This window comes from Sphingomonas kyeonggiensis (genome assembly GCF_014196745.1).
GTDB lineage: Bacteria > Pseudomonadota > Alphaproteobacteria > Sphingomonadales > Sphingomonadaceae > Sphingomonas > Sphingomonas kyeonggiensis.
Map to the genome: position 1 here is coordinate 211,995 of NZ_JACIEH010000003.1, position 19,910 is coordinate 231,904.

The 19,910-nt window shown below is 68.6% G+C and carries 21 protein-coding genes and 1 tRNA gene; 9 read left to right on the forward strand and 13 right to left on the reverse strand.

Annotated features, from left to right (window positions below):
* Positions 1-30: 30 nt before the first annotated feature.
* Positions 31-1,317, reverse strand: coding sequence for a transcription antitermination factor NusB (locus GGR46_RS16045; protein WP_183999046.1), 1,287 nt, complete (start codon positions 1,315-1,317; stop codon positions 31-33).
* Between the two features lie 35 nt (positions 1,318-1,352).
* Between GGR46_RS16045 and GGR46_RS16050 the strand changes: the two genes are divergently transcribed.
* Complete coding sequence (locus GGR46_RS16050) at positions 1,353-1,505, forward strand: DUF1674 domain-containing protein (protein ID WP_116839481.1); 153 nt, start codon at positions 1,353-1,355, stop codon at positions 1,503-1,505.
* Positions 1,506-1,508: 3 nt separating this feature from the next.
* Here GGR46_RS16050 and GGR46_RS16055 read toward each other — a convergent pair whose 3' ends face one another.
* Genes GGR46_RS16055 through tsaD form a run of 3 tightly spaced genes read right to left on the reverse strand, consistent with a single transcriptional unit; the run spans position 1,509 to position 4,052 of the window.
* On the reverse strand, positions 1,509-2,042 hold the full coding sequence (locus tag GGR46_RS16055) for a DUF1697 domain-containing protein (RefSeq protein WP_183999047.1): 534 nt from the start codon (positions 2,040-2,042) through the stop codon (positions 1,509-1,511).
* Positions 2,039-3,016: an NAD(P)H-dependent glycerol-3-phosphate dehydrogenase gene (locus tag GGR46_RS16060; RefSeq protein ID WP_183999048.1), complete on the reverse strand. Its 978-nt coding sequence runs from the start codon at positions 3,014-3,016 to the stop codon at positions 2,039-2,041. The genes GGR46_RS16055 and GGR46_RS16060 overlap by 4 nt, the downstream gene beginning before the upstream one ends.
* A gap of 10 nt (positions 3,017-3,026) precedes the next feature.
* Positions 3,027-4,052, reverse strand: coding sequence for a tRNA (adenosine(37)-N6)-threonylcarbamoyltransferase complex transferase subunit TsaD (tsaD, locus tag GGR46_RS16065; protein ID WP_183999049.1), 1,026 nt, complete (start codon positions 4,050-4,052; stop codon positions 3,027-3,029).
* 173 nt (positions 4,053-4,225) lie between these two features.
* Between tsaD and hemC the strand changes: the two genes are divergently transcribed.
* The 6 genes from hemC to GGR46_RS16095 all read left to right on the forward strand — a co-directional run bounded on the left by hemC (position 4,226) and on the right by GGR46_RS16095 (position 9,570).
* Positions 4,226-5,140, forward strand: coding sequence for a hydroxymethylbilane synthase (gene hemC / locus GGR46_RS16070; RefSeq protein ID WP_183999050.1), 915 nt, complete (start codon positions 4,226-4,228; stop codon positions 5,138-5,140).
* On the forward strand, positions 5,137-5,805 hold the full coding sequence (locus tag GGR46_RS16075; RefSeq protein WP_183999051.1) for a uroporphyrinogen-III synthase: 669 nt from the start codon (positions 5,137-5,139) through the stop codon (positions 5,803-5,805). The genes hemC and GGR46_RS16075 overlap by 4 nt, the downstream gene beginning before the upstream one ends.
* A 32-nt stretch (positions 5,806-5,837) precedes the next feature.
* The gene (locus GGR46_RS16080; RefSeq protein WP_183999052.1) at positions 5,838-6,671 is read left to right on the forward strand and encodes a hypothetical protein; all 834 of its coding nucleotides are present in this window, start codon (positions 5,838-5,840) and stop codon (positions 6,669-6,671) included.
* A 90-nt stretch (positions 6,672-6,761) separates the two neighbouring features.
* Positions 6,762-7,946: an acyl-CoA dehydrogenase gene (locus GGR46_RS16085; RefSeq protein WP_183999053.1), complete on the forward strand. Its 1,185-nt coding sequence runs from the start codon at positions 6,762-6,764 to the stop codon at positions 7,944-7,946.
* A complete protein-coding gene (locus GGR46_RS16090) occupies positions 7,946-8,464 on the forward strand; it encodes a GNAT family N-acetyltransferase (RefSeq protein ID WP_183999054.1) in 519 nt (172 codons plus the stop codon). The genes GGR46_RS16085 and GGR46_RS16090 overlap by 1 nt, the downstream gene beginning before the upstream one ends.
* Complete coding sequence (locus tag GGR46_RS16095; RefSeq protein ID WP_183999055.1) at positions 8,461-9,570, forward strand: CaiB/BaiF CoA transferase family protein; 1,110 nt, start codon at positions 8,461-8,463, stop codon at positions 9,568-9,570. The genes GGR46_RS16090 and GGR46_RS16095 overlap by 4 nt, the downstream gene beginning before the upstream one ends.
* A gap of 60 nt (positions 9,571-9,630) precedes the next feature.
* Here the strand turns inward: GGR46_RS16095 and GGR46_RS16100 are convergent, their stop codons facing one another.
* From GGR46_RS16100 to GGR46_RS16120, 5 genes are all read right to left on the reverse strand, one after another.
* On the reverse strand, positions 9,631-12,594 hold the full coding sequence (locus GGR46_RS16100; protein ID WP_183999056.1) for a TonB-dependent receptor: 2,964 nt from the start codon (positions 12,592-12,594) through the stop codon (positions 9,631-9,633).
* A 275-nt stretch (positions 12,595-12,869) separates the two neighbouring features.
* Positions 12,870-13,682 carry a DUF72 domain-containing protein gene (locus GGR46_RS16105; RefSeq protein WP_183999057.1) on the reverse strand — a complete coding sequence of 271 codons (813 nt, stop codon included), beginning with the start codon at positions 13,680-13,682 and terminating at the stop codon, positions 12,870-12,872.
* Positions 13,683-13,844: 162 nt separating this feature from the next.
* Complete coding sequence (locus GGR46_RS16110) at positions 13,845-14,252, reverse strand: DUF2147 domain-containing protein (RefSeq protein ID WP_183999058.1); 408 nt, start codon at positions 14,250-14,252, stop codon at positions 13,845-13,847.
* A 142-nt stretch (positions 14,253-14,394) separates the two neighbouring features.
* Positions 14,395-14,799, reverse strand: coding sequence for a DUF2147 domain-containing protein (locus tag GGR46_RS16115; protein ID WP_183999059.1), 405 nt, complete (start codon positions 14,797-14,799; stop codon positions 14,395-14,397).
* Between the two features lie 131 nt (positions 14,800-14,930).
* A tRNA-Gly gene (locus GGR46_RS16120) sits at positions 14,931-15,005 on the reverse strand.
* 176 nt (positions 15,006-15,181) lie between these two features.
* Between GGR46_RS16120 and GGR46_RS16125 the strand changes: the two genes are divergently transcribed.
* Together GGR46_RS16125 and GGR46_RS16130 are read left to right on the forward strand one after the other, a co-directional pair.
* On the forward strand, positions 15,182-16,084 hold the full coding sequence (locus GGR46_RS16125) for a tetratricopeptide repeat protein (RefSeq protein WP_246426189.1): 903 nt from the start codon (positions 15,182-15,184) through the stop codon (positions 16,082-16,084).
* Complete coding sequence (locus tag GGR46_RS16130) at positions 16,081-16,704, forward strand: LON peptidase substrate-binding domain-containing protein (RefSeq protein WP_183999061.1); 624 nt, start codon at positions 16,081-16,083, stop codon at positions 16,702-16,704. The genes GGR46_RS16125 and GGR46_RS16130 overlap by 4 nt, the downstream gene beginning before the upstream one ends.
* 3 nt (positions 16,705-16,707) lie before the next feature.
* Here the strand turns inward: GGR46_RS16130 and GGR46_RS16135 are convergent, their stop codons facing one another.
* Genes GGR46_RS16135 through GGR46_RS16150 form a run of 4 tightly spaced genes read right to left on the reverse strand, consistent with a single transcriptional unit; the run spans position 16,708 to position 19,839 of the window.
* Entirely contained in the window at positions 16,708-17,442 is a 735-nt protein-coding gene (locus GGR46_RS16135; protein WP_183999062.1) for a hypothetical protein, read from the reverse strand.
* Positions 17,443-17,462: 20 nt separating this feature from the next.
* Positions 17,463-18,092, reverse strand: coding sequence for a hypothetical protein (locus tag GGR46_RS16140; RefSeq protein ID WP_183999063.1), 630 nt, complete (start codon positions 18,090-18,092; stop codon positions 17,463-17,465).
* A 23-nt stretch (positions 18,093-18,115) separates the two neighbouring features.
* Entirely contained in the window at positions 18,116-18,625 is a 510-nt protein-coding gene (locus GGR46_RS16145) for a hypothetical protein (protein WP_183999064.1), read from the reverse strand.
* On the reverse strand, positions 18,622-19,839 hold the full coding sequence (locus GGR46_RS16150; protein WP_183999065.1) for a UbiH/UbiF/VisC/COQ6 family ubiquinone biosynthesis hydroxylase: 1,218 nt from the start codon (positions 19,837-19,839) through the stop codon (positions 18,622-18,624). Before GGR46_RS16150 ends, GGR46_RS16145 begins: the two co-directional genes overlap by 4 nt.
* Between the last annotated feature and the right edge of the window lie 71 nt (positions 19,840-19,910).

Sequence of the window (19,910 nt, forward strand, 5' to 3'; positions counted from 1 at the left end):
TCCTTAGGCACCCGGTGATTCGCGCGCAACCTAGGCTTTGCGGGTGAGCCTTGCGATGAAGAACCCGTCCAACCCGCCGGCATCGGCCAGCGTTCCCGGCAGAAGCCGCAAACTGCCATCCTCACGCGGTGTTACGCCATGGGGGAGCTCCTCGGGCTTCACTGGCACGATCGCATAATCGGAGCGCGCCTTCAGGAACGCCTCCAGCTGCGCCTCGCCCTCCTCGGGCTCCAGGGAGCAGGTGGAGAAGACGAGGATGCCGCTAGGCTTCACCCAGTCGGCGGCGCGGGCGAGCAGCTTGCCCTGCAGTTCCGCCATCTCGCGGATCAGGCTGGGGCGGACGCGGTGGAGCACGTCGGGATGACGGCGGAAGATACCGGTGGCGCTGCACGGCGCATCGAGCAGCACGGCGTCGAACCCATCCTTGGGCGCCCATTCCAGCAGATCCGCATCGATCACTTCGGCCGAGAGCCCGACGCGCTCGAGATTCTCGTGAAGTCGCGCCAGACGACTTTCGGAGATGTCGACCGCGGTCACCTGCCAGCCGGCGGCGGCGAGCTGGAGCGTCTTGCCCCCCGGCGCGGCGCACAGGTCGAGCGCGGTGCCCTCCCCCTTGCCGATCAGCCGCGCGGGCAGCGAGGCGGCGAGGTCCTGCACCCACCACTCACCTTCCGCGTACCCCGGCAGCATCGCCACCGGCCCCTTCTCGTCGAGGCGGAGATGACCGGCGATCAGGCTGGTGCCCGGCAGATCGGGCACGACCGCGGGATCGCGCAGGGTGAGATCCAGCGGTGGCGGCACGGCGATGGCGCGCTCGGCATCCTCGATCATCTGGTCGCCCCAGGCGCTGTGCCAGCGAAGCGCCACCGCGTCGGGCAAGGTCGGCGGCTCGGGCAGGGTCACGCCCTGGCGCACCAGCGTGCCGAACACGCCGTGGACCAGCTTGCGCGGGCCGCCATCGACCAGAGGCAGCACGGTGGAGATCGCGGCATGGCCGGGCGTGCCCAGCGCCAGCGCCTGGACGAGCGCGATGCGCAGCGCGAACCGCGCCTTGGCATCCTCGGGCAGGGTCTGCTTGGTCGCCGAATCGATCAGCGCGTCGAGATCGGGAAGGCGCCGCAGCACTTCGGCGGCAATGGCATGGGCGAGGCCGCGATCGTTGGGCGCCAGGCCCTGCGCCGCCGAATCGAGCGCCTGCTCGAGCGCCAGCCCGCGCCGGAGCACCGCATCGAGCAGCTTCAGGGCCGCACGACGGGTGGGGACGCCGGGGCCGTCGGGGGTGCTCTGGCGGGAATTGGGGCGGCGCGGTGGCTTCACTTGACCTCGTGGATTGGAAGGACGATCTGCTGCCTATGGCCCAGCGCCCCGCAAATGTGAAACCGCCGGCGTATCTGACGCCCAGCCCGCCCGTGCCGAAGCCCGCGCCGGCCGAGCAGAAACCCGATGCGCTCGACCCGACTCGCTATGGCGACTGGGAGCGCAAGGGCGTGGCGGTAGACTTCTGACGATCAGGAAAGCGCCGCCAGCAGCTTGAGCACGGTGTTCCAGTTGCGGCCGGTATTGGCGTGCGACAACTTGGCCTTCTGCATCGCCGGGATCAGGTTCGAGCGGCCCTGGCCGTCGGGGAAATCGGTGAACAGCTCGCGGCCGACGATCACCATCCGTTCGGGACCGTCATAGCCTTCCAGCAGCCTGTCGATCGCCGCCTGGTCGGGCGGTGTGCGGTGGAAAGTGACGACGAGGAAGCTGGGACGCTCCTCGGCCTCCTTCGGGAAGGGGTTGGCCGCGACCAGCGCCTCGAGATCGGCGCGGTTGCGGACGTAGACATCGGACTTGAGACCGGTCGCCTTCTCCAGCGCGACATGGAGACCCTGCTCCAGCGCCTCCGGCGTGGCGTCACTCGCCTCGAACACGACATTGCCCGAGGCGAGGATCGTCTTGACCTCAGTGAAGCCCATGCCCTCGACCACCGCCTTGAGCTCGGCCGATTTGAGCTGGCGCTTGCCCAGGTTGATCCCCCGGAGCATCGCCGCCCATTTCATGCCTTTTCCTCCCGCAGGGGCCGGCTGAGCAGCGCCTCGATCACCTGCGCCACGGGCGCGCCTTCGAGCAGGGCGTTGACTGCCTCGGTCACCGGCATGTCGACCCCGGCATCGCGGGCGGCATCACGCAGCACCGGCGCGGTGAAGGCGCCTTCGGCGACGGTCCTGCGATCGGCCATCAGCTCGGCGGCGCTGCGGCCCTGGCCGAGCCCCAGGCCGAGCGAGAAGTTGCGCGAGTTGGTCGAGGAGCAGGTGAGGACGAGATCCCCCAGCCCGGAAAGGCCGGTGAGCGTCTCGGCCTGGGCGCCGCGGGCCATGCCGAAGCGGGTCATCTCGGCAAAGCCCCGGGCGATCAGCGCGGCGCGGGCGTTGAGGCCGAGCCCGGCCCCTTCGACCACCCCGCAGGCGATGGCGAGGACGTTCTTGACCGCACCGCCGATCTCGGCGCCGACCACGTCCGAGGATCCGTAGGTGCGGAAGGCGGGGCCGGCGAGGCGCTCGGACAGGCGGGTGCGCAGGCCCTCGTCCTCGCAGGCCAGGGTGACGGCGGTCGGCTTGCCGGCGGCTACCTCATGCGCGAAGGTCGGGCCGGAGAGCACCGCCAGCGGGGCGTGGGGGGCGACCTGGTGGGCGACCTCGCCGACCAGCAGCTTGGTGCCGGCCTCGATCCCCTTGGCGCAGAGGACCAGGGGAACAGCCCCGATATCGGCTTCCGACAGGACCGCGCGGACATGCTGGGCGGGTGCCACGACGAGCAACGCTTCCATATCCGCAAGTTGGCCAAGTTCACCCGTGGCGCGGATCGAGGGGCTTAGCGGCACGCCTGAGAGGAACAGATCATTCTGGTGGCGGACATTCACACTCTCGACCACTTCGGGCTCGCGCGCCCAGAGCAGCACCGCCTCGCCGCCCCGCGCCGCGACCTGGGCCAGGGCCGTACCCCAGGCGCCGCCGCCGATGACTCCGATCTTCATTGGCCTGTCCTCATGCCTTCACTCCCGCGCCGCGGACCTTCTCCGCATCCGGATCGAGCGGCCAGCGCGGCCGCGCCACCACGTCGAGCGGATCGCTGAAACCCGCCAGGAACCGCTCGGCTCCCGCCCAGGCGATCATCGCGCCATTGTCGGTGCACAGCCAGAGCGGCGGCGCGACGAAGCGCATGCTACTTTCCGCGGCCAGTTGTTCCAGTGCGCCGCGCACCGCCCGGTTCGCCGCCACGCCGCCGGCGACGACCAAAGCCGTCGCATCGACCTTGGCGATCGCCCGGCGGGTGCGATCGAGCAGGCAATCGACCACCGCCTGCTGGAAGGACGCGGCAATATCCTCGGCGCTGTAGAGCCCGACCTTGCGCGCGACGTCGCTCTTGAGGCCGGCAAAGGAGAAATGCGGCTCGGCCGACCCCAGCAACGGGCGCGGCAGCGGCACCGCCTTCGGATCGCCGCGCATCGCCGCTTCCTCGACCGCCGGGCCACCGGGGAAACCCAGGCCGAGCATCTTGGCGGTCTTGTCGAACGCTTCGCCCGCGGCATCGTCGATCGTGGTGGCGAGGCGCTGGTAGCGCCCGACCCCCTCGACCAGCAGCAGCTGGCAATGGCCGCCCGAGACGAGCAGCAGCAGATAGGGGAATTCGAGGTCGGGATCGGTGAGCCGGGGCGACAGGCCGTGCCCTTCGAGATGGTTGACCGCGATCAGCGGCTTGCCCCCGGCCAGCGCCAGCGCCTTGCCGGCGACCAGGCCGACCATGACGCCCCCGATAAGACCGGGACCGGCGGTGGCGGCGATCGCGTCGACATCGGCGAGGGTGACGCCCGCTTCCTCGAACGCGCCCTGGATCAGCGGGCCGATCGCCTCGACATGGGCGCGCGCGGCAATCTCCGGCACGACCCCGCCATAGGGGCGATGCGCCGCCTCCTGCCGCGCCAGCTTGTGGGCGAGGATCTGGCGGTCGGTGGTGACCAGCGCGACGGCGGTTTCGTCGCAACTCGATTCGAGGCCGAGGATCAGGGCCATGGTGGTTCGTTCTTACTCCGTTGTTTGCGGCATCTAGTGTGCCGGGGGGCGCTTGTCGAAGTGCAGCGCCAATTCCTCTCCGGAGCTGCAGGCTCCAGGCGAGGAATTTAACGGGAGTGCGAACTTTCGGCGTCCACTTCGACAAGCGGGGCACGAGCCACTAAGGAACCGACATGGCCGTTTTCAAACTGGGGACCCGCGGTTCGCCGCTCGCGCTGACGCAGGCGGAGATGGTGCGCGATGCGCTGGCCGCCGCGCACAAGCTGCCCGCCGACGCCTTCGAGATCGTCGTGATCAAGACCACCGGCGACAAGGTGCAGGACCGCGCGCTCGCCGAGATCGGCGGCAAGGCCCTGTGGACCAAGGAGCTGGACCGGGCGCTGCTGAACGGCGAGATCGACGCGGCCGTCCATTCGATGAAGGATGTCGAGACCATCCGGCCCGACATGATCGCGATCGCCGCGATGCTGCCACGCGCCGATGTGCGCGACCGGCTGGTCGGCGCCGCGTCGATCGAGGCCATCCCGCAAGGCGGGGTGCTCGGCACCAGCTCGCCGCGCCGCGCCGCGCAGATGCGCAAGCTGCGTCCCGATCTTTCGATCGTGCTGTTCCGCGGCAATGTCGACACCCGGCTCGCCAAGCTGGCGGCGGGCGAAGCCGATGCGACCTTGCTGGCGGCAGCTGGGCTCGACCGGCTGGGACGCCATGACGTCGGCGTCGAGATTCCCGACAATGTGCTGCTCCCCGCCCCGGCCCAGGGCGCGGTGGGCGTCGAGATCCGCGCCGACGATGCGCATGCCCGCGAGCTGGTGGGCGCGATCGACGATGCCGCGACACATCGCTGCGTCCGCGCCGAGCGCGCGCTGCTCGCCGCGCTCAAGGCCGATTGCCATTCACCCGTCGCGGCACTGGCGACGATCGAGGGCGGCATCCTGACGCTGGAGGCCGAGCTGCTGTCCGAAGACGGCGCCGCGCATGTCCATGGCAGCATCGAGGGTGCGCCGCTCGATCCTGCGCTGCCGGCCGCGCTCGCCCGCGACCTGCTCGACCGCGCGCCCGAAGCGGTGCGCCGCCTGTTCGAGGGATGAGCCGCGCCATCGCCGTGCTCCGGCCCGAGCCCGGCAACCGCGTGACCGCGGCGGCGATCGAGGCGGCGGGACGGACGGCGATCCGGCTACCCTTGTTCGCCGCCGGGCCGGTCGCCTGGACCGCGCCCGATCCCGACGGGTTCGACGCGCTGCTGCTGACCAGCGCCAATGCGGTGCGCCATGGCGGGCCGCAGCTCGATACTCTGCTCGGGTTGCCGGTCCATGTCGTGGGCAAGGTGACCGCCGAGGCGGCGCGGCACTTCGGATTCGACGTCGTGCAGGTCGGTACGGGCGGCGCCGCCGAGCTGATCGCGACAGCCGAGGCGATGGGCGTGGCGCGCGCGCTGCTGCTCGGCGGGCGCGAGCGGATGCTCGATACCGGCGGCGTGGTGGCCCGGGGGATCACCGTCTATGCGAGCGAGCCTCTCGACATCGCGCCCGACCAGGCGGCGCGGCTGCGCGGCACGGTGGCGCTGATCCAGTCGGCCCGGGCCGGCGCGCGGTTCGCCGAGCTGATGGCACCCGACCACCGCGCGATCACCAGCATCGCCGCGATCAGCGCGCGGGCCGCCGAGGCCGCGGGACCGGGCTGGCGGCGGATCGCAACTGCCCCGGACACGCATCCCGACACGCTGATCGCGCTCGCATTGCAGCTCGCCGATTGACCGCGCGGTGCCGCGCGGCGAATAAGGACCTTATGAGCGACGAGACCCTCGCGCCCCCGCCCCAGCGCATTCCCTGGTGGCGCAGTGCCAGCCTGATCGGCATGATCGCCTTTGCGGGCGGTGTCGGTGTGACCATCGGTGCCGTGGGGCTGGCCGGCGGGCTTTCCCCGCACGATTCCGCCCCGGCGCCCGCCCCAGCCCCCAGCGCCAGCCAGGTGACGATCCCGGCGCTGCCGCCGGGCACCGACCTGGCCACGCTGAGCGCGCGCGAGACGATGCTGGCCGGCAAGCTCGACCAGATCGAACTGCGTATCCGCGATTCCGATGCAAGCTCGCGGAACGCCGCCGCCTATGCCACCCGCGCCGAGCGGATGATGGTCGTCTTCGCGGTGCGCCGCGCGATCGAACGCGGTCAGCCGCTGGGACCGCTCGAGCCCCAGCTGCGCGCCCGCTTCGGCGAGCGCAATGGCGAAGCGGTCGCCGCGATCCTGCGCGCCGCCGCCCAGCCGGTGACGCTGGAGGATCTCCGCCTGGCGCTCGACACGCTTTCGCCCCGCCTTTCCAACGATCCGAACGACAGCCTGTGGAACCGGGTGCGCCGGATGCTCGGCAATTTGGTGGTGCTGCGCCAGGCCGATACGCCGAGCCCGCTGCCCGCCGAACGGCTCCGCCGCGCGCGGCGCGCGCTCGACCGCGGCGATGTCGAGGCGGCGCTCGCCGAAGTGGCGCATTTGCCCGGCGTCTCGGTCGCCGAAAGCTGGACCGGCGCTGCACGGCGCTATGTCGCAGCCCGCACCGCACTCACCGACATCGAACGCGCGGCGATGGACGTGCCGCCCGCGGCGCCCCCCGCCCAGGCGGGATAGCCGCACCGCATACCCCATGCCGTCATCCCGACAGGTTTCGGGCGCGCGAGCGGTTAGGACGGCGAAGACCAATCTGGAGAGGACGAGAAAATGGCAGAGATGGGCCGGTTCGACTGGGCGGATCCCTTCGGGCTCGATGCGCAGCTGACCGATGAGGAGCGGATGGTCCGCGACGCCGCGCGCGACTATGCGCAGGGCGAGCTGCTGCCGCGCGTGACGCGGGCCTATCTGGACGAGCATTTCGACCGCGAGATCATGTCCGAGATGGGCGCGCTCGGCCTGCTCGGCGCGACGATCCCCGAAGAATATGGCGGCGCGGGTCTCGGCTATGTCTCGTACGGGCTGGTGGCCCGCGAAGTGGAGCGGGTCGATTCGGGCTATCGCTCGGCGATGTCGGTGCAGTCCAGCCTCGTGATGCACCCGATCAATGCGTACGGGACGGAAGAGCAGAAGCGGAAATACCTGCCCAAGCTCGCGACCGGCGAGTGGATCGGCTGTTTCGGCCTGACCGAGCCCGATGCCGGTTCGGACCCGGGTGGCATGCGCACCCGCGCCCAGAAGATCGACGGCGGCTATCGCCTCACCGGCTCGAAGATGTGGATCACCAACTCGCCGATCGCCGATGTGTTCGTCGTCTGGGCGAAGAGCGAGGCGCATGGCGGCGGGATCAAGGGCTTCGTGCTCGAAAAGGGCATGAAGGGCCTCTCCGCGCCGAAGATCGAGGGCAAGCTCTCGCTTCGGGCCAGCATCACCGGCGAGATCGTGATGGACGGCGTCGAAGTGGGCGAGGACGCGCTGCTACCCGAGGTGCAGGGGCTGAAGGGGCCGTTCGGCTGCCTCAATCGCGCGCGCTACGGCATCGCCTGGGGCTCGATGGGTGCGGCCGAGGCGTGCTTCCATGCCGCGCGCCAGTACACGCTCGACCGTGCCCAGTTCGGCAAGCCGCTGGCGGCCAACCAGCTGGTGCAGCTCAAGCTCGCCAACATGGAGACCGAGATCGCGCTCGGGCTGCAGGCGGCGCTGCGCGCGGGCCGCATGTTCGACGAGGGTACGCTGGCGCCCGAGGCGATCAGCATCATCAAGCGCAACAATTGCGGCAAGGCGCTCGATATCGCGCGGATCGCCCGCGACATGCATGGCGGCAACGGCATCTCGGCCGAATTCCATGTGCTGCGCCACGCGATCAACCTCGAGACGGTCAACACGTACGAGGGTACGCACGACGTGCACGGGCTGATCCTCGGCCGGGCGATCACCGGGATCGCAGCGTTCTGATGACGCCGGACCGGCAGCCGGTGCTCGAAGGCGCGCTGGTGACGCTGCGTCCCAGCACGCCCGAGGATTGGGACGCGCTGTTCGCGGTCGCGTCCGATCCGCTCGTCTGGGAAGTCCATCCGGCGCACGACCGCTGGCAGGAGCCGGTGTTCCGCGCCTATTTCGACGCGGGCATCGCCAGCGGCGGGGCGCTGACCATTGTCGAGCGCGAGACCGGCACGGTGATCGGATCCTCGCGCTTCGACAATTGGGAGCCCGAGGCCGACGAGATCGAGATCGGCTGGACCTATCTCGCCCGCGCCTATTGGGGCGGCACCTACAATCGCGAGATCAAGCGGCTGATGCTGGATCATATCCACCGCTTCGTGCGCACCGCGGTGTTCACGATCGGCGTGGAGAATGTCCGGTCGCGCAAGGCGATGGAGAAGATCGGCGGCGTGGCGCGGCCGGATACGGTCGAGCGGCTGATGGCGGGCGAGATGAAGCCGCACCTGATCTACGAGATCCGGCGCGCATGAAGCCGCTCGAGGGCATCAGGGTCGTCGAGCTGGCGCGGATCCTCGCCGGCCCGTGGTGCGGGCAGCTGCTCGCCGATCTGGGCGCCGAGGTGGTCAAGATCGAGCGGCCGGGTGAAGGCGACGACACCCGCCATTGGGGACCGCCCTTCCTGCACGATGCGGCGGGAGAGAATCGCGACGCGGCCTATTTCCACGCCTGCAACCGCGGCAAGACGAGCGAGGCGATCGACATCGCCGCGCCCGAGGGCCAGGCGGCCGTGCGTGCGCTGGTCGCCGACGCCGATGTCGTCATCGAGAACTACAAGGTCGGCGGGCTGGTCAAATACGGGCTCGATCCGGCTTCGCTGCGGGCACTCAATCCCCGGCTGGTGGTCTGCTCGATCACCGGCTTCGGCCAGACCGGGCCCTATGCGCCGCGCGCCGGATACGACTTCATCATCCAGGGAATGGGCGGGTTCATGTCGCTGACCGGCGAGCCCGACGGCGCGCCGCAAAAGGCCGGCATCGCCTATGCCGACATCTTCACCGGCGTCTATTCGGCGGTGGCAATCCTGGCGGCGCTGCGCAGGCGGGATGCGACCGGAGAAGGCGCGCATATCGACATGGCGCTGCTCGACACCCAGGTGGGCGTGCTCGCCAACCAGGCGCTCAACTGGATGGCCAATCCCGCCAGGGTGCCGCACCGGATGGGCAATGGCCATGCGAACCTCGTACCCTACCAGGCGTTCCAGGCGCGGGACGGCGAGCTGATCATCGCGGTCGGCAATGACTCGCAGTTCCGCAAGCTCTGTGGGGTGCTGGGGCTGGACTATGGATCGGACGCGCGCTTCGCGACCAATCCGGCACGGGTGACGAACCGCGAGATCCTGCTGCCGCTGCTCGAGGCGGCGATCCGGCAATGGGCCAAGGCGGACCTGTACGAGGCGCTGGAGGCGGAGGGCGTGCCGGCAGGTGCGATCAACACGGTGGACGAAGTGTTCGCCGATCCCCAGGTGATCGCGCGCGGCATGAAGATCGAGCGCGACGGGCTTCCCGGCATCGCATCGCCGATCACGATCGACGGCGAGCGGATGGTCGCCGACCGGGCGAGCCCCAGGCGGCCCTGACGAAAAAGGGCGGCCCCTTTCGGGACCGCCCTTCCTCTCCCTAAGCGGGAACCCGCAAGATCAGAAATTGACCTTGGCGCCGACCGTGAAGCGGCGGCCATAGATGCCGTCGCCGGCCTGGACCGGGTTGTAGAGATACGCGCCATAGGTGACCGGATCATAGTCCGGCAGGCGATCGAACAGGTTCAGCACGTTCGCATAGATCGTGAACTTGTCGGCGATCTTGGCGGTCGCGTTGAGGTCGAAGGTGAAATAGCTCTTCACGCGGCAACCGGTGTACGCGGGCGACGGCGCCAGGCCGCAATCCTTGTACGCATTGCCCTGGTCCATGGCCGAAAGATCATAGCCCGAGGTGTAGTTGGCCGTGCCGGTAACCGTGTAGTTGCCGATCGCGAAGCTGTTCATCCAGCTGCCCTTCCAGCGGAAGGTGCCGGTGCCCGCGGTGAGGTTGTAGTTGCCCAGCGTGTCGACATAGGTCTCGCGCGTGCCATCGGCCAGCGTGGTGCTGAGCTCGAGCATGAGCGTGGCGTCGAGATTGGTCGTCCAGGTCACGCCGCCGAGGTTGAATCGGCCATTCGCCCCGAAGTCGATGCCTTCCGCCTTCTGCTTGTTGGCGTTGACATAGTGCGACTGGACGAACGCCACGCGCGGCGTCGCGCCCGGATGCGCGGGATCCGGTGCATCGGTGATGATCGTGAAGCCGTCGGGGATCGCCTGGCCCGAATAATAGGCCCGCAGCGCATCCGCCGAGGAGAGCGAGGTGATCGCGTCGGTCTTCTTGATGTTGAAGTAATCGACCGAGAACGAGACGTTGCGCATCGGCTGGAAGACGGCGCCCAGCGTGATGCTGCGCGACTTCTCCGGCTTCAGGTCCGGCGAGGCGAGCGTGGTCTGGCCGTAGCTGCCGTTACGCAGATAGGAGGCGCAGGCCGTCGTGTTGAAGTTGGTCGACGTGCAGCCATATTGGGCGAGATACGCGTCGCTGAAGAGCTTGGGCGTGTTGTTCACATAGCCCGTGGTCGGCAGCGAGTTGGCTTCGCCGAAGGACGGGATACGGAAACCGCGCGACCAGGTGCCGCGCACCGTCAGCATGTCGACGGGGGTGAACTTCGCACCGACCTTCGGCGAGAAATAGCCCGGACCGGTCGAGTAATGGTCATAGCGACCCGAGAGGTTGAGCTCGAGCTGCTTGAGGACCGGCAGGCTGAGTTCGCCGAAGCCCGAGGTGACCGTGCGGTGACCCTTGGTACCGAACGCGTTGATCGTGAAATAGCGCTCGGTCGGGCCATTGGCATCGCTGTTCGCCGAGGGCGAATCGACGCCTTCGTAGAAGAACGAACCGCCGACGCCGAGCTGGGCCGGGCCGCCCGGCAGCTGGAACAGCGCCTTGTTCACGCTCGCCTGGACCTGGTAGAGTTCCGAGGACGCATCGGTCGAATGCGCCGGCGCCAGATAGTCCTGCACCGCCTGGCTGTTCGACGACGGATCGACGAAGTTGTACGAGCCGTCGGCGATCACATCGAGCAGGTGCTGGATATAGACATAGCCGGTGGCCGAACGACGCAGCTCGCTGCGCATCGCCGTGGCATCGACCTTGTAGTTCCAGTCGTCGCCGAAGCTGCCCTTGATGCCGGCGGCTGCGCGATAGACGCGGCTGCGCGATTCGTCATGGCGGACAAGGTTCGGCATCGCGCCGATCAGCGTGGCGGTCTGGCCCGAAGCCGCGAACGGATTGTTCGGGTTGAGCGTGCCGTTGGCCGCGGTGCAGTTCACGCGGGCGGCGCAGACATAGACCGGGAGCGTCAGCGCGCCCGAGCCGGGGGCGAAGCTGGCGCCGCCGCCCACGGTCGAGAAGGGCTCATGGTCGATGCCGGCCGGTGCGTTCGCATAGATCGACGATGCCGCGCCGCTATACTGGCTGCGCGACTGCTGGAAATTCAGCTCGAGATAGGCCTCTGCCGAATCGCCGATCGTCTTGGCGACATGCGCCGAGATGCCGAAGCGATCGACCTGCGGCGCGACCACGCCGTAGCGGTTGGTCAGGTCCTGCTGGCAGATGCTGGTCGGCAGCAGGGCGTTCCCGCCCTGCTGGGCAGCGGTGGTCTGGGTCAGGTTGCCATTGGCGCAGCCGCCGGCGAGCAGCTGATAGCGGCCGCCCGAGCCCGGCGCGACATAGAGGTTCGATCCGAAGCCGGTATAGTTGGCGGCGAAATTGTCGCCGTTCACCTGGTTGTTCGGGCCGCCGATGCTGGTCTGATCGTCCGAGTTGAACGGCGAGCGCAGGTCGCGGGTGGCAACCGAATCAGCATGATAGTAGAAGCCGCTGACATAGGCGTTGAACCCGTCGCGATCGAGATCTCCGATACCCGCGGTGACCGAGAAGCGCTGGGTGGCGGCGATGCCGTCCTGCGAAACGCCGGCTTCGGCGCGGGCCGAGAGGCCGGTGAAGCTGCGCTTGGTGATGATGTTGACCACGCCCGCGATCGCATCGGCACCGTAGCTCGACGAAGCGCCGTCCTTGAGCACTTCGATACGGTCGATGATGTCGTCCGGAATCGTATTCAGGTCGACGAAATTGCGGGTCGCGTCGTCGGCGAGCGGATAATAGGCCGCGCGCAGGCCGTCGAACAGCACCAGCGTCGAGTTGGTCGACAGGCCGCGCAGCGAGATCGCCGAGGCGCCGCCGGCGAACGCGCCGTTTGCCGAGAAGCTGTTGGTGAGGGTCGGGCCGTTGTTGGCGGCGAGGCGCTGCAGGCCGTCCTGGACGGTGCTGATGCCGCGCGCGTCGAGCGATTCGGCGGTGACGGTGGTGACCGGAGACTGAGTCACCTTGGTCGCGAACAGCGAGCCGGTGACGACGATTTCGGGGGCTTCGTCGGCTGCCGGGGTTTCCGGAGCGGTCTGGTCGGTGGTGGGAGCGGTGTCCTGCGCGAAGGCGGGGACGGCGAGGAGACTGGTGGCCAGGGTGAGCGCCGAAAGGGCGGTCCCGGCCCGCAAGGTGCGAGCGATGTTACGCGTAAACATGGTACCCTTTTCATACTGCCCGCGCGAACAAAGCGCGGGTACGAACTGGCTCACGCCGCGAAACGGCATGCGCTGGCGCCGGGATGAAAGCGGGAGATTCGCGGGTAAAGCAGCCGATGGTAGGGGGTGACGCTTTGCCTTCGGCCTGTATCCCGAAAGGCACGCATCTTTACCGGGGTGTGTCCGCAGGATTTCGAGTCCGCGCACCGGGCCTCGGAAAACGGCGGAAATGCGACGGATTCGGGCGGCGCAAAGGCCGCATCAACCCGCAGATATCAGCCCGGATTCGCGCCCTCGAGCCGGTGGATCAGCTCTTGCGCCGCAGCGGGGGCGCGAACCTTGCCGCCATGGATGAAGAAGATGAAGGTTTCGCGTCGCGTGGCCGGCGGGTCGCGGTCCTCGACATAGGGAAGCCCCACGGGCCGCCCGCCCGACGCCCAGGTCCGCGCCGCCTCGGTCCAGCGTGGCAGGTCGCCCTCGGGATAGCAGAAGGGGTTCTCGTCCTCGCCCGCCTCGAGCCGGGCATAGACGAAGTCGCCGGTGATGTCGGCGATCGCCGGATATTGCGGCGAATCGGCATAGACGATCGCGACGCCCGCCTTGCGGCACAGATCGACGAACTCGGGGACGGCGAAGCTGTCGTGCCGGACCTGCACGGCGTGGCGGAGCTTCACGCCCTGATGCTCGCGGGGAAGCAGATCGAGGAACGCGCCGAAATCCGCGGCGTCGAACTTCTTGGTCGCCATGAACTGCCACATCAGCGGCCCGAGCCGGTCGCCGAGCTCGACGATCCCCTGGCCGACGAACTTCGCGACCGATTCGCCCGCATCGGCCAGCACCTTGCGATTGGTGCAGAAGCGCGAGCCCTTCACCGCGAAGACGAAGCCATCGGGCACGGTCTTCGCCCAGCCTTCGAAGGTGGCGGGCTTGAAGCTGGAATAATAGGTGCCGTTGACCTCGATCGCGGTCAGCTGGCGCGACGCATATTCGAGTTCCTTCTTCTGGGAGAGCTTCTCCGGATAGAAGGAACCGCGCCAGGGCTCGAAGGTCCAGCCGCCGATGCCGACTCGAATGGGTGCACTGCTCATGCAGGTACCCTAAACGTTCCGGTCGGCCCCGCCAGCCCGAAGGCTGCGCTCAAACAGTTCGCTTCCTGGAATGCGCCTGTCGGCGCATTGCGGTGCCGGCCGGGTGGGGGAGTGGGCCGGCACCGCCTCGAAATGCGCTCTTTCGCGCATTTCCAAACAGATTCAGCGCACCCGCGACCAGGTCTGGGCCTTGCAGATGATGCCGAACAGCACGCAGCCCTTGCCGACCATCTTGTCGCCGTCCTGGAACTGGATCGTGCCCGAGAAGGTCTGGCGGATGTCGGGGACGAACACCTTGCCGCTCCACTTGCCCGCGCCGGCCGGCTTGAGATCGCGGAACAGGCGCGTGCCGATCAGCTGGGTCGTGCCGCCGCGCTTGGCGTCGGCAATGGCTTTGTCGCTGGCCCAGGTGATCGTGCCGCACACCGCGCCGCCGCACTGGTCGATGCGGACATGGACGCTGTTGCTGGGGTTGCGCCATTCGCTGGCGATCGGCGCGTCGGGCGGGGAAGCGGACGCGGGGACGGCGAGCGGGAACAACATGAAGGCGGGCAGAATCGCCCGAAGCATTTTACCGAACATGGCGGGACTTCTTGCGGTTGGAACCTGTATGCCCGCTGAAGTGGAAAGCGGTGCCGCTCCGGACAAGGGGTCGTTCCGGAAACGCAGCGTTCGCGAATCAGTCCGCGCGAATCGGCAGGGCCTTACGGCTTCACTCGGCCACCCGCGACCAGGTCTGCGACTTGCAGCCGACGCCGAGCAACAGGCAGCCACGGCCGATCATCCTGTCGCCTTCGATCGTCACGGTGCCGGAGAAGGTCTTCTTGATGTCCGGCACGAACACGCTACCCTTCCAGCGATTCGCGCCGGCCGGATAGAGATTGCGGAAGATCGAGGTGCCGATGAGATTCTCGGTGCCGCCGCGCTTCGCGTCGGCGATTGCCTTGTCGCTGGCCCAGACGACCGTGCCGCAGATCGCGCCCTTGCCGCAGGATTCGTAGCGGATGTGCACGCTGTTGTGCGGATTGCGCCAGACGCCCTCGATTCCATCGGGAAGCGGGGCAGCGGAGGCGAGGAGAGCGGCGCCAAGCGCCAGAGCGAGCCGTGCGATCATCATCGGCAACACTTTGTCACCGCGACCCGGGGCTGCGCAAGCCATCCCATGGCATAGCGCAGGCACGCATCACCGCGAGCCAGAGCGTTCTCTCAAGTTTCCTGGAAAAGTGCCGGAAATCCGGCAGGAAACGCTGGAGCGGGCGAAGGGATTCGAACCCTCGACCCCGACCTTGGCAAGGTCGTGCTCTACCCCTGAGCTACGCCCGCTCTGGCGTTCTAGTCCGGGGCAGCGAAGCGCCACCGGGCTGGGTGAGGCGCGGCCACTAGCACCGGCTTTTGGGGCCGGCAACCCCATGCGTGCAGTTTTTTTAGAGGCTTGGCGCTTTCGCCCGGAAAGCCCACATAAGCGCACAACCGTAACAGTGCATTTCAGGAGCACCATCTTGGCCACGCTTGGACTCACCCCCGCGGAGAAGGAAGCCGTCGACGCGTTCCGCCGCGACGTCGTCGAGCCCTCGATGACCAGCCTGGTCATCATCGATTTCTGGGCGGAGTGGTGCGGCCCCTGCAAGGCGCTCGCCCCGGTGCTCGAAAAGGTCGCCGAGGACTATGCCGGCAAGGGCGTGCTGCTCGCCAAGGTGGACGTCGACGCGAATCAGTTCATCGCCAGCCAGTTCCAGGTCCGCTCGATTCCGACCGTCTATGCGATGTTCCAGGGCCAGCTGGTCGCCGATCTCTCGTCCGCACGCACCGAATCGCAGCTGCGCACGATGCTCGACCAGATTCTCCGCCAGCTGCCGGTGGAGAGCGCCGACGCGCAGGCCGAGGCCGAACTCGAGCCGCTGATCGCCATGGGCGAGCAGGTGCTGGCCGAGGGCGATGCCGAGCGCGCCCTCTCGGTCTTCGAGCAGATCGCCGAGCTTGCCCCCGAGCACCCGCAGATCGCCGCCGGCCGCGCCCGTGCGCTGCTCGCGCTGGGCCGGGCCGACGAAGCCGAGGCGGTACTCGCAGCGCTGCCCGAGGACGCCAAGGGCGCCGAGATCGAGCAGGCCCGCGCTGCGATCGCGCTCGCCAGGGAAGCGACGCCGGTCGAGGACCTCAGCGGCCTGGCCGCCCAGGCGGCCACCGGCGACATGGAAGCGCGCTACGAGCTCGCCGGCGGCCAGATGGCCTCGGGCGACCGCGACGCCGCCGCCACGACCCTGCTCGCCATGGTGCAGGACGACCGCGAGTGGAACGAAGGCGCCGCGCGTCAGCGCCTGCTCAAGCTGTTCGAGGCGGTCGGCCTCGAGGATCCCTGGGTCTCGGCACAGCGCCGCAAGCTGTCGGCGATCCTGTTCGGATGATCCGCTCGGGGAAGATCGCGCGCCTTTCGGTGTTCCCGCTCGGGGGCGCGCTGCTCTTCCCGCGAATGCATCTGCCACTGCACATCTTCGAGCCGCGCTACCGGGCGATGATATCGGATGCCCTCGCCCGGGACCGGCGAATCGGCATGATTCAGCCGCGCGACACCGCCAGCCCGCCCGCCCTGTTCGACATCGGCTGTGTCGGCCGGATCGCCGAGGTGGAGGCGCTGGACGACGGGCGATTCGACATCGTGCTCGAGGGGCTGGCCCGTTTCGCCGTGCTGCGCGAACTCGACGTCACGACGCCGTTCCGCCAGGTCGAGGCCGAGCTGGAAACGGTAGGCGAGAGCGAGATCCTCGCCCTTGCCGAGCGCGCCGCGCTCGAGATCGAATCGCGCCGATTCGCCGATGGCCTGGGCTATGCGGTCGACTGGGAAGCGGTCTCGCGGCTCGATGACGAATCGCTGGTCAACGGCATCGCCCAGATCGCACCCTTCGACGCCGCTTCGAAACAGGCGCTGCTGGAGGCGGATACGCTGAGCGAACGATCCGAGCTGATCGTCCAGCTGATGCAATTCTACGGCCGCCACGACGGCGACGAGAGCGGCACGCTGCAATAGGCCTCAGGGCAGGTCGAGAATCTTCCTCGGCGCCACCATCGCCCGCACCTGATCCAGCGTCCGCGGCGGCTGCGGCAAGGCGAATCGCGCGGAAGGAATCGGATCGTGCTTCACGCTCCTGAGCTGCATGCCGCCCAGGGCGATCGGCGCACCCTGTGCGAGGGCCGCACGCATCGGGCCGCTCACATTGGGCAGGCCGATCACGCCGATCCCCCTGGCCCGGCTGGAATATTGACGCTGCATCGCCGCCGCCAGCTCGGCGAGGTCGGGATCGGTGGTGACCACCACCGCCGGCGTGGCGCGATCAGTGCCGCGATAGAAGGCGCGCCCGATGCGACCGCCGATCGTGACGGTCCCCTGCTCGACGAACGGCGATCCGCCCGATTCGTCGTCCGAAGGCGGAACATTCTGGCGCTCTTCGAGAATCTCGCGGATTGCCCGCTCCATGTCTCCCTGGCGCACCACGGCGAGCGAACCATCCTGGCCCGGCTCGACGATATAGCCCTCGCCATCGCGCACGATCAGGCCATAGAGACCGACATCGTCCTGCTGTGCCGTGGGAAGCTTCTGCCGAGCTTCCTCGATCACCTTGCCGCTGATCGTGATACGCAGGTTGCCGCCCGAGGCGATCTCGACGGTCACGATCGCGGCATCGTTCGGGAACGCATAGACGGCCGTGGTATCGGCCAGCGCCGGCGAGGCGCACAACAGCCCGGCCAACAGGAACGGCAGACGCATGGATATTCCCCCTGATAGGCTCAGCGCCGATAGGTGCCGGTGAAGGTGACGTTCATCCCGCCGCAGCGGCCATTGTCGCGGGCAACCAGATAGGGGCCGAGCAGGCGGAGCGTGACGCGGCAATCGGCCTCTTCCGAATCGGCAAAGGCCAGGCTGTCACCCTTGGGTGCGGGCAGATCGGCACCGAGCATGCCGAAATTGACGCCGCCGCGCTTCACCCGGTCCGGATCATGCGCGCCCCAGGTGGCATTGCCGCCGATGTGGAACGTGCCCGGCTTCGCACCGCGGGTGATGTCGATCTCCGATTCCCAGCCGGTCCAGCCGCCGATCCAGTCGGATGCGCGCGGCGAGACAAGCGGCACGCGGCGCAGCGCCGCGCTCTCGACCCAGCCTTCGCTCGGCCGATCCGAGCCGGGGGCGAGATAGGTGACGCGGGTCAACGCGCCCCTGGCTTCCCAGGCGACCAGCCGGTCGCCGCCGACGACATAGCCCTTGCGGCGGCAGGCGGCGGTCGGCGCCGGGCACCCTTCCCGCTCCTCGCCGGCATGGAAATAGCGCCTGGGGCCGGCGACGATCTCGACCAGCTCGGCCGCCACGGGCTCCGGTGCCGCGTCTGATTGCGGGAGGAACATTGCCAGGAGAAGGAACACCGCTTGATCTCCCCGGCTATGCGCTACGGCGCGACCCGATAGTCCTCGGCCGGGCTCACCCAGATCAGGTCCATCGTCGCCGCGTCCGGCTTGCCGTCCACCGCCGGGTGCGCGACGAGATGATCACCGCTCACCGTGTAGCGGGTGCAGACCTCGTGATCGAGCATCGCCGCCCAACTGTCGAGGATGGTGGCGCGCAGCGACGCCGTCTTCTCGGCATCGAGCACCGCCCCATCGACGAGGAACTCGGCCTTTCCGATCGCTTCGCGGCTGAGCGGGCCGCAGATCGCGCCATCGCGGATGGCTACCGGCGTGACAGTACGCATCACCAGCGACGCCTGGGGCGCGATCAGCACTTCGGCGGTATTCAGGAGGCCGCCCTTGCCGTCGGGCCGATAGCTGGCCAGCGACTGGCAGGTGCGGCGCGCGCGATCGGGGACATGGCATTGCAGCTTGCCCTCCGCCGCCGGGCCAATCGGATCGGGAAAGGTCTCGCCCGGGCCGGCGAGCAGCAGCGCGAGCGCGGCGATCACGCGGTGATGCCCTGGAGCAGCTTGGGCACGTCGCCGCTCTCGCCGCGCGCTTCGGCCATGAACCAGTGCTTCAAGGGCGGCAGCCGGTCGACCGCCGAAAGGCCGAAGCGGCGGACGGCGCTGGCGGTCTTGCCGGGGATGCCGAACAGCCGGGTCAGCCCGTCGGTGGCGGCGGCGACCATGAAGGTGTCGAGCCCGCGCCAGCGCTGGTAGCGCGCGAGCAGCTGGGGATCGCCCATGTCGAGGCCCAGCCGCTTGCCGTCGACCAGCACCTCGACCAGCGTGGCGACGTCGCGGAAGCCGACATTGACGCCCTGGCCGGCGATCGGGTGGATGCCGTGCGCGGCATCGCCGACCAGGGCCAGCCGGTCGCTGGTGATCCAGGCGGCGTGGTGGAAGCCGAGCGGGTGGCTGAAGCGCGCGGTGAGCGGCCCGAGCTTGCCCAGGAAGCCGCCCATCCGCTTCTCGGCCTCGGCCAGATAGGCGCGCTCGGAGATCTTCATCATGCCGACGGCGTCGCGGGCATTGACCGTCCACACCACCGCCGAGCGATGTCCGTTCTCGTCGTCGAGCAGCGGCAGGATCGCGAAGGGCCCCTCGGGATAGAAGATCTCGAAGGCGATGTTCTCGTGGCTGCGTTCATGGCCGAGCGTGGCGACCATGGCAGCGTGATCATAGCTCCAGCGCGCGGTGCTGAGATTCGCGGCCTCGCGCGTCGGCGAATTGCGGCCCTCGGCGCCGACCAGCAGCTGGGCGGTGACCGTGGTCCCGTCGCTGAGCCGGGCGGTGACGCCGAACTCGCCACGTTCCACGTGAAGCGCGCGGGTCTGCATGCGGACATCGGCCAGCGGTGCCGCGACCGCCGCCTCGTAGAGCGCGGTGCGCAGGATGCGGTTCTCGAACATGTGGCCGAGCGCGCCATCGCCCTCCTGCGGGGCGAAATCGAGCTTGCCGGGCTCCAGCCCGTCGGAGACGCGGATGCCCTCGATCGGGCAGCCCTTCCCCGCCAGCCGCGGCGACACGCCGATCGCCTCGAACATTCGCATCGGTGCGCTGGCGATCGCCGAGGCGCGGCCATCGTGCCGGGCGGCGAGGATCTGTTCGGGATCCGCCGGATCGACGACGATCGAGGAAATGCCGTGCGCGTCGAGCGCGGTGGCCAGCGCCGAGCCTACCAGCCCGCCGCCAAGGATGAGGACATCTGCGCGATCCATAGGGGTGCCGTAGCGCGTGTCTCTTCATTCGTCATCCCCGCGAAGGCAGGGATCCAGAGTCATAGGCGAGG